Source organism: Psychrobacter nivimaris (assembly GCF_009812035.1).
Taxonomy (GTDB): Bacteria; Pseudomonadota; Gammaproteobacteria; order Pseudomonadales; family Moraxellaceae; genus Psychrobacter; species Psychrobacter nivimaris.
Map to the genome: position 1 here is coordinate 1 of NZ_VZIZ01000051.1, position 6946 is coordinate 6946.

The 6946-nt window shown below is 43.1% G+C and carries 8 protein-coding genes; 7 read left to right on the plus strand and 1 reads right to left on the minus strand.

Going from position 1 to position 6946, the window contains the following annotated elements:
• The 4 genes from FQV37_RS14025 to FQV37_RS14040 all read left to right on the plus strand — a co-directional run.
• On the plus strand, positions 1-313 hold a 313-nt coding region (locus FQV37_RS14025; RefSeq protein WP_338104016.1), incomplete at its 5' end, for a phage tail tube protein.
• A gap of 11 nt (positions 314-324) precedes the next feature.
• Positions 325-795 (plus strand): hypothetical protein, encoded by a 471-nt coding sequence (locus FQV37_RS14030; protein ID WP_160023807.1) that lies wholly within the window; start codon positions 325-327, stop codon positions 793-795.
• A gap of 35 nt (positions 796-830) precedes the next feature.
• On the plus strand, positions 831-1073 hold the full coding sequence (locus FQV37_RS14035; protein ID WP_160023809.1) for a hypothetical protein: 243 nt from the start codon (positions 831-833) through the stop codon (positions 1071-1073).
• 52 nt (positions 1074-1125) lie between these two features.
• Entirely contained in the window at positions 1126-1602 is a 477-nt protein-coding gene (locus FQV37_RS14040) for a hypothetical protein (protein ID WP_160023811.1), read from the plus strand.
• Between the two features lie 147 nt (positions 1603-1749).
• On the opposite strand, the gene FQV37_RS14045 is transcribed toward FQV37_RS14040, so the two are convergent.
• Positions 1750-2343, minus strand: coding sequence for a LexA family transcriptional regulator (locus FQV37_RS14045; RefSeq protein WP_160023813.1), 594 nt, complete (start codon positions 2341-2343; stop codon positions 1750-1752).
• A 112-nt stretch (positions 2344-2455) separates the two neighbouring features.
• Between FQV37_RS14045 and FQV37_RS14050 the strand changes: the two genes are divergently transcribed.
• The 3 genes from FQV37_RS14050 to FQV37_RS14060 form a co-directional block, all read left to right on the plus strand.
• Positions 2456-2665 carry a hypothetical protein gene (locus FQV37_RS14050; RefSeq protein WP_160023815.1) on the plus strand — a complete coding sequence of 70 codons (210 nt, stop codon included), beginning with the start codon at positions 2456-2458 and terminating at the stop codon, positions 2663-2665.
• Between the two features lies 1 nt (position 2666).
• Positions 2667-3569 carry a BRO-N domain-containing protein gene (locus FQV37_RS14055; RefSeq protein WP_160023817.1) on the plus strand — a complete coding sequence of 301 codons (903 nt, stop codon included), beginning with the start codon at positions 2667-2669 and terminating at the stop codon, positions 3567-3569.
• Positions 3570-3653: 84 nt separating this feature from the next.
• A partial coding sequence (locus tag FQV37_RS14060; protein WP_160023819.1) for a phage tail tape measure protein occupies positions 3654-6946 on the plus strand: 3293 nt, incomplete at its 3' end.

Sequence of the window (6946 nt, forward strand, 5' to 3'; positions counted from 1 at the left end):
TGAGATTCAAAAGTGTTTAGGTAATAACTTATATGGCGGTAACTTATTCGCCATGATTGCTAATATCAGCGGTTCGATGACCATTGCATTTAGTCAAAAGGCTTACGATATTTTAGAGCTACAGCGCACAGGTGGCACGTTATCAATCGAAGTGCCTATCATGTTCAACGCAACCGATGGCTATACGATTACAATCCCTAAGGCGCAGATCAGCGGCGACATTCCAAGCCCATCAGGCAATGAGCTTGTGACAGCCGAAGTCACTTACACGGTAGTCGATGAATCGCCTATCATTACTCGCAATGCAGTATAGGATAATAAAAAATGGCTATTACTTTAAAAGATTTGAAACCTAAAAAGCTGGGCGAAGTGGTGCGCGAGCTTAACTATAAAGACCTTGTATCGTTCACTATGCGTATCAGTGACGACAAAGACTATGTATCAGCTATCAAGCAAATCCAAAAGCCTGAAAAGCCGCTGACCAAAGACTCACTATCTAAAGCCAATAACGCTGTAGAAACCTTGTCACAAGGCGAGGCGATGATGATTATCATTGGTGAGTACGTCATTACTGAGTGGGATGTGAAAACCAGTGACGGCAAAGTAGCACCGATCAATGGTGACAACTTCATGGCCTTGTGTGCGTCAGTCGGTGACGATGACGAAAACGCGGAGTTTGTCGGCTTTATCTCTGATAACTTTCACGAAATGGCAAAAGAGTTTGCATTACAAGCGAGTGAGACTAAAAAAAAGCCCTCTCGTTCTTCGACTGGCACCAAAAAAGCAGCGAGCTAACACCTAAGCGGATTGAGATATACAAGCGGCTTGGGGTGCAAATCCCTGAGCCACCTGCTTATGATATCGATATTCAGTCAATCATAGAAACGTACCAGTTTGTCGCTAGAGGTCGCAATTATTCAGAGGGGCAACCACTAAGAATAAGCGTAAGAAACATCACAGACGTGATTGAGGCGCATCCTATCGCTATACATCGAAGCTTGCTTGACCCTATCATCTTTGCTATTGATGACATGGTGTTGGCTGAGCAGCGTAAACCTAAATCAGATGGTTAATTCGGCAATAATCGGTTATTATTGAGTCATATAATTGACTGGTGATAATAAGATGAAAGCCTTGAAATGGGTTGGTATTGCTTTTGCTTTAATGATGGCTTTAGGTGTCGTATTGGTTTTACTTGAGACTGACGAGCAGACAGCCGCTAGAGAAGCTGAGTATAAGCAAGCCGAAATAGAAAAAGCTCAAGTTAAGGCTGAGAAGTTACAAGCCAAAGCGGATAAGCAAGCTGCAAAGGATAAAGTCGAAGCAGAGAAAAAGATTGTTAAGACTCGCAGCGGCATACCTAATCTGGGCGGCAAGTCTGAGCCTGAATTAATCACCGATTGTCAGATTGATATACAAAACAAACTTAGCAATCCACGATCAATGGATATTATTAGCAGCAATCTAAAATACAAAAAAGAACTGAACCATGAGCTGTGGTTTCAGTTTTATGCAAAAAATCAATTTAACGCTGAGTCAAAACATACCGCAATGTGTGAGTTTGATAATGACGGCAATCTACTAAGCTCGAAGTTTGAATAATCAACCTTTAGATAAATAAAACCCACCATTAATCGGTGGGTTTTTTATTGGGTATTTACCGTTCTGCAAATATGATGAACGGCAGGTATTTAAAGGGGTTAGCCCTTGACCGTCAATTTGACGGTCAAGGAAAAGATGATAATAAAATTAAATGCTACCCATTCGGTAGACTACCTTACCAATGATTTCAACCTCATCAATCCTTACGGTTTTTGGCGGGTAGTCAGGGTTATCGCGCGATAATAAAAGAGTGCCATCAGGGTTTCTAAAAACTCTTGCAATAATCTCTTCGTTGAAAAAATTAATTGCAAAGAGCTTGCCGTCTTGCGGTTGGTTTTGATTTGTATCAATTAAGGCGATATCACCATTATTTAGTAATGGCAGCATTGATTGTCCGTTTATCCTAGTTGGAATGACTTTTTCTTTGTTCAAAGGAAGGTCTTGGACAATATTTGCAGGTAACGATATTTTAAGATCGGAAGCCTCGTTATAGAAGCTAACAAATTCTAAGGCTGACATTACGTCGCTTTCAGTATCAATAGGAGTTGTCAAAAACTCTTGCTTTGTAACTTTAAGGGCTTCAATTAGCTTTAGTAGATTAGCTTGCCGAGGCACACTGTTACCTACCTCGTAATCTGATATCTGCTTTTGAGATATACCAACCAAGTCTGACAACTCAGTTTGGGATAAGTTTTGTTTTGAACGGAAATACCTAAGACGTGCTGAGAAATTATCAATCATAAAAAAACCCTTGACCTTGTTATTTTACTCGTATAATATACCTTTAACTTATTAAAACGTATTAAACTTAATAAGTTAATTGGATTAAACACTTAATATAAGGAATTATACTATGTATACGTGCATTTATGACGATGATTTAGCAGACATCGTTAAAAGTAGGGCACAACAAGAAAACCGCTCGACTCGCAAGCAGTTTATTCATTATTTAAAGTTAGCTTTAGAAAGTGAAAGGCTGTTAGAAGAAAATCAAGACAATAAAAAAGCAGACATCACCCGCCAAGATGAATTGTCTGCCAACCTACTAATTAAAGGAAACTAACATGAGTACTTTAACCTTCAATGAAGTCAATTTTAACCCAGTTGAACGCAATGGTCAAATATGGTTAACATCTACCGAAATAGCTAAAGCTCTGGGTTATGCGCGTACCGACAACATATCAAGAATATATAATCGAAATAAAGACGAGTTTACAGGCAGCATGACCGCCACTATCAATATGGTGGTGAAGGGTTTTGGCAGTGGTGAAGGCAATAAAAGAGATCTGCGGATTTTCTCATTACGCGGCTGTCACTTACTTGCGATGTTTGCACGTACAGACATAGCTAAACAGTTCCGTAAATGGGTTCTTGATATTTTAGATAAAGAAGTAGGTGCGCCAGTACAATTGCCTAGCAGCCAACTAACCTCAGAGCAAACACTACCATTACGAAATGCAGTAAACAAACTGGTAGGTCGGTCGGGCATTATGTACCCAGAAGGTTATAAGATAGTCCATCAGCAATTTGGCGTTAAGCATATTAAGGATTTAACGCTTGAACAACTAGCGCAAGCTATCGAGTATGTTCATGATCGCATTCTTAGTTTGAATGTAGAAAAAACACCAATATCTAGCTTTACGCACAATCAGTACATTATGAATGTGAAGCACGAGGTAATGGATTATGTGTATTCTTTGCAGAAAGCAATAGTAGATAGTGGCAGCCCTTTACCGAAATATCCAAGATTCGACAAAGAGGAGATATGCCAAGCGTTTATTGTCAGCATGATACAGAGCAATCGTATGATGCTGAGCTTTGACCATAACGGCAAGCCTAACGTTGGTTTTATTCCTCAGGAACACGCTGTTGTGAGTCGTGAGAGTTTGTCTAGCGTGGTTCAGTTTGCGGATAAATCGCAACTACCTAGTATTATCAATGAGGCGGTTAGACGCTTAGGTCAATAACAACCAAACAAAACAGTAAAAACAGAGAGCCTTACATTAATTTGTAAGGCTTTTTTTTATGCCAAAAATAAAGGGGTCGCTATCATGGCTCAGGAAAGTAGATTATCCATCGTAATTGATAGCGCGGCTGCTGAGGCTCGCATTAAAGAGCTTAGAAAGCAGTTGAGAGAGCTTGGCGGTGCGGCAGACCAGGCGGCAGACGATACAGGCGACTTGGGCAACCGAGCAGACCGAGCAAGCCGTGATACAAACAGGCTGAATGCGTCGGCAGCCAGTGGTAAAAAAGCACTAGACGGCATGGCTAAAGCGGCGGCATTGGCAGGTGCAGCACTTGCAGGTGTTATAGGCGTGTCAGTAAACAAAGCTATCGCTTTTGAGTCAGCAATGGCTGAGGTTAATAAAACCGTAGATTTTGCGACTAATGACGGTCTGGCAAATATGCGCAAAGAGCTACAGGCACTTACCACCGAGATACCACAGAGCTTTGAGGAATTGGCTGGAGTGGCGGCGGTAGCTGGTCAGCTTGGTATTGCTGAGAAGGACATTGTTGGGTTTACAGAAACCATTGCGAAAATGGGTGTAGCGTTTGATATGTCGTCAGCCGATGCTGCGGATAGTATGGCAAAGATTGCTAACGTGTTTGCATTGCCTATTGAGAATGTCGGTGAGCTTGGCGATACGATTAACACGCTATCTAATAGTATGGCTTCAACAGCACCAAATATCATTGACTTCATGAAGCGATCAGCGGCGCTAGCGAAAACATTTAAACTAAGCGCAGATGACACGGCGGCATTTGGCTCTGCATTGATTGCACTGGGTTGGCAGCCTGAGACAGCTAGTACAGCTTTCAACAGTATGCTTATGACGCTATCTGACTTAGACGGACTAAGCAAGTCTGGCATTATTGGATTGCAGCAATTAGGTCTTGATACTGCCGAATTTGCTGAGATAACAAGAACTGATGGCAAAGGCGCTATCTTAGAGGTTATAGATGCAGTAAATATGCTGGACGAGTCAAGCCGCATTGCAGCACTATCAAATCTATTTGGTAAAGAAGCTGCGGCAAAAATAGCATCAATGGCGACTGGTTTAGATACAGTTAATGGCGCATTGGCAGCTACCACAGACACCGCAGGTTCAATGCAAAAAGAGTTCGAGGCAATCAGCGGTACTACGGCAAACAAAATAGAGTTATTCAAAAACAATATTGATGGCGTGACGGCCTCAATCGGTGATGCATTTATTCCTGCACTTAACGACATACTGTCAACGATGGTTCCTATTGTCACAGCTATCGGCGTGTGGACTGCTGCAAATCCTGAGCTACTAAAGCAGATTATATCTGTGACCGCTGTAATACTTAGCTCTATCGTCGGCCTAAAGCTATTCGCTGACGGCATCATGGCAGTGAAATCTACCATCGAAGGCTTAAAGGTTGGCTTTGCTGCTGCTAAAGCTGGACTAGCAATACTATCAGGTGGCTTTGCGTTACCATTGCTCGCTATAGGTGCATTGATTGCGGCTGGCGTACTGCTCTATCAAAACTGGGATTACGTCAAAGAGAAAGCGTCTGAGCTTAACGAGTACATCAAAAGCGTGTTTGGCTCACTACCTGAACCGTTGCAGCAAGCAGGGCGTGATATTGCTGAGATATTTAAGTTTATTTGGAATACAGGTAGAGAGTATTTAACCATTTTAGGCGAATTGTTTAGTGGTACGTTTGGTTCGTTCTCAGAAATAGCAGGCGGCGCAATGTCGTTTGTTTTGAATAACATTAAATTCACGTTTGGCTTAATAACTAGCACGGTCAGCACAGCATTACAACTGGTCGCTACCTTGTTTAGTGGTGGTTTTGCGCTGATTAAGAACACGGTTACTACTGTCTTAGCTGTCATTAAGGCTGTCATATCAGGTGATTTCAAAGCGATACCTAGCATCATCGGCAATGGCTTGAAGGGTGCTATCACTATCGTTGGCAACATGATGGGTCAGATACTCGACGTTATTAAAAACTATGGTAAAAAACTATTCTCACTAGGGCGTGATTTTATTGGTGGGTTTGTTAATGGCATCAAGTCAATGGCAAGCGGTGCTGCAAGTGCAGCGTCCACAATGGCAGGTAATGCGATTGAAGCGGTCAGAAAGAGACAGCAAAGTAACTCACCAGCCAAGGCTACTATCAAACTAGGTAAAGATTTAGGCGATGGTTACATTGGCGGTATCAAGTCAAAAGCCAAAGCCGTCAAAACCGAAGCGCAAAAAATGGCTGAGGGTGCGATTGAAGCGGTGCAAACTGGCATTGATCGCATCAAAAAAGAGTTGGCACTATTTGGCAATAACAGCAACTTAGCTGACCTTGAGTACGACATAAAGATCGGTAAATATAAAGGTGCCAGTGATGCAAGCAAAAACGAGTATCGCAATCTAGTCGCTGAGCTTGAAGCTAAAACCAAACTGGCAGCCGCTAACAAGTCAGTGCAAGACAGTATCGACGGACTTATCAGGCAGCAAGCGTTGTTTGGTAATGACAGCTCACTTGCCGCGCTCATGTACGATATTGAGCACACCGACAAGTTTAAAGATGCCACTAAGGAGCTGACTGACGAGCTAATCAAACAAACAACAGCGTGGGAGCGTATGGGTGCGGTAGCTAAAGCAACGGCAGCCATACAAGCAAGGTTTACACAGCTAGAGAAAGACAAGACATCGTCTAGTGATAGCTTGCAGGGCATGTTGTCAGGCATAGAGGAAGAAACCCCACTCGGTAAAATCCAAGCTGACTATGAAGCGCGATTGGCAGTCATTGAAAAGTACGAGCAGCTACACACCGATATGATAGGTGTTCAGACCGAGGCAAGGCTTGCGGTTGAGCAGTCGTACTTGGACGCTAAGCGTGACTTGATGCTAACACAAGGCGAGGCGCTGTTTGGTGACCTAGCAGGACTTGCCAAGTCGTTTGCAGGTGAGCAAAGCGGCATTTATCGCGCATTGTTCGCAGTAGAAAAAGGTTTTGCTATTGCACAGTCAGCGATTGCTATTCAGCAGTCAGTAGCTAAAGCCATGGCGTTAGGTTTTCCGCAGAACATACCTGTGATTGGCGCAGCGGTGGCGCAAGGTGCAACACTACTAGGCACAATCAAAGGTATTCAGCCGCAAGGATTTAAACAAGGCGGCTATACCGGCAACATGGGCGTCAATCAAGTTGCAGGTGCGGTGCATGGCCAAGAGTATGTCTTTGATGCAGCAGCAACCAAGCGAATTGGTGTTGATAATCTAAACGCCATGCGTAGCGGTAAAGCGCCGCAGGGTGGTGGCAACATCAACGTCAATGTGACGGTTAATAGTGACGGCTCAAGCAATGTAGAGTCTAACAA

What these genes read in the sequence shown, in the direction of transcription:
- FQV37_RS14030 (WP_160023807.1), top strand. Translation starts at nt 325, where the DNA reads ATGGCTATTACTTTAAAAGATTTGAAACCTAAAAAGCTGGGCGAAGTG.
- FQV37_RS14040 (WP_160023811.1), top strand. Translation starts at nt 1,126, where the DNA reads ATGAAAGCCTTGAAATGGGTTGGTATTGCTTTTGCTTTAATGATGGCT.
- FQV37_RS14045 (WP_160023813.1), bottom strand. Translation starts at nt 2,343, where the DNA reads ATGATTGATAATTTCTCAGCACGTCTTAGGTATTTCCGTTCAAAACAA.
- FQV37_RS14050 (WP_160023815.1), top strand. Translation starts at nt 2,456, where the DNA reads ATGTATACGTGCATTTATGACGATGATTTAGCAGACATCGTTAAAAGT.
- FQV37_RS14055 (WP_160023817.1), top strand. Translation starts at nt 2,667, where the DNA reads ATGAGTACTTTAACCTTCAATGAAGTCAATTTTAACCCAGTTGAACGC.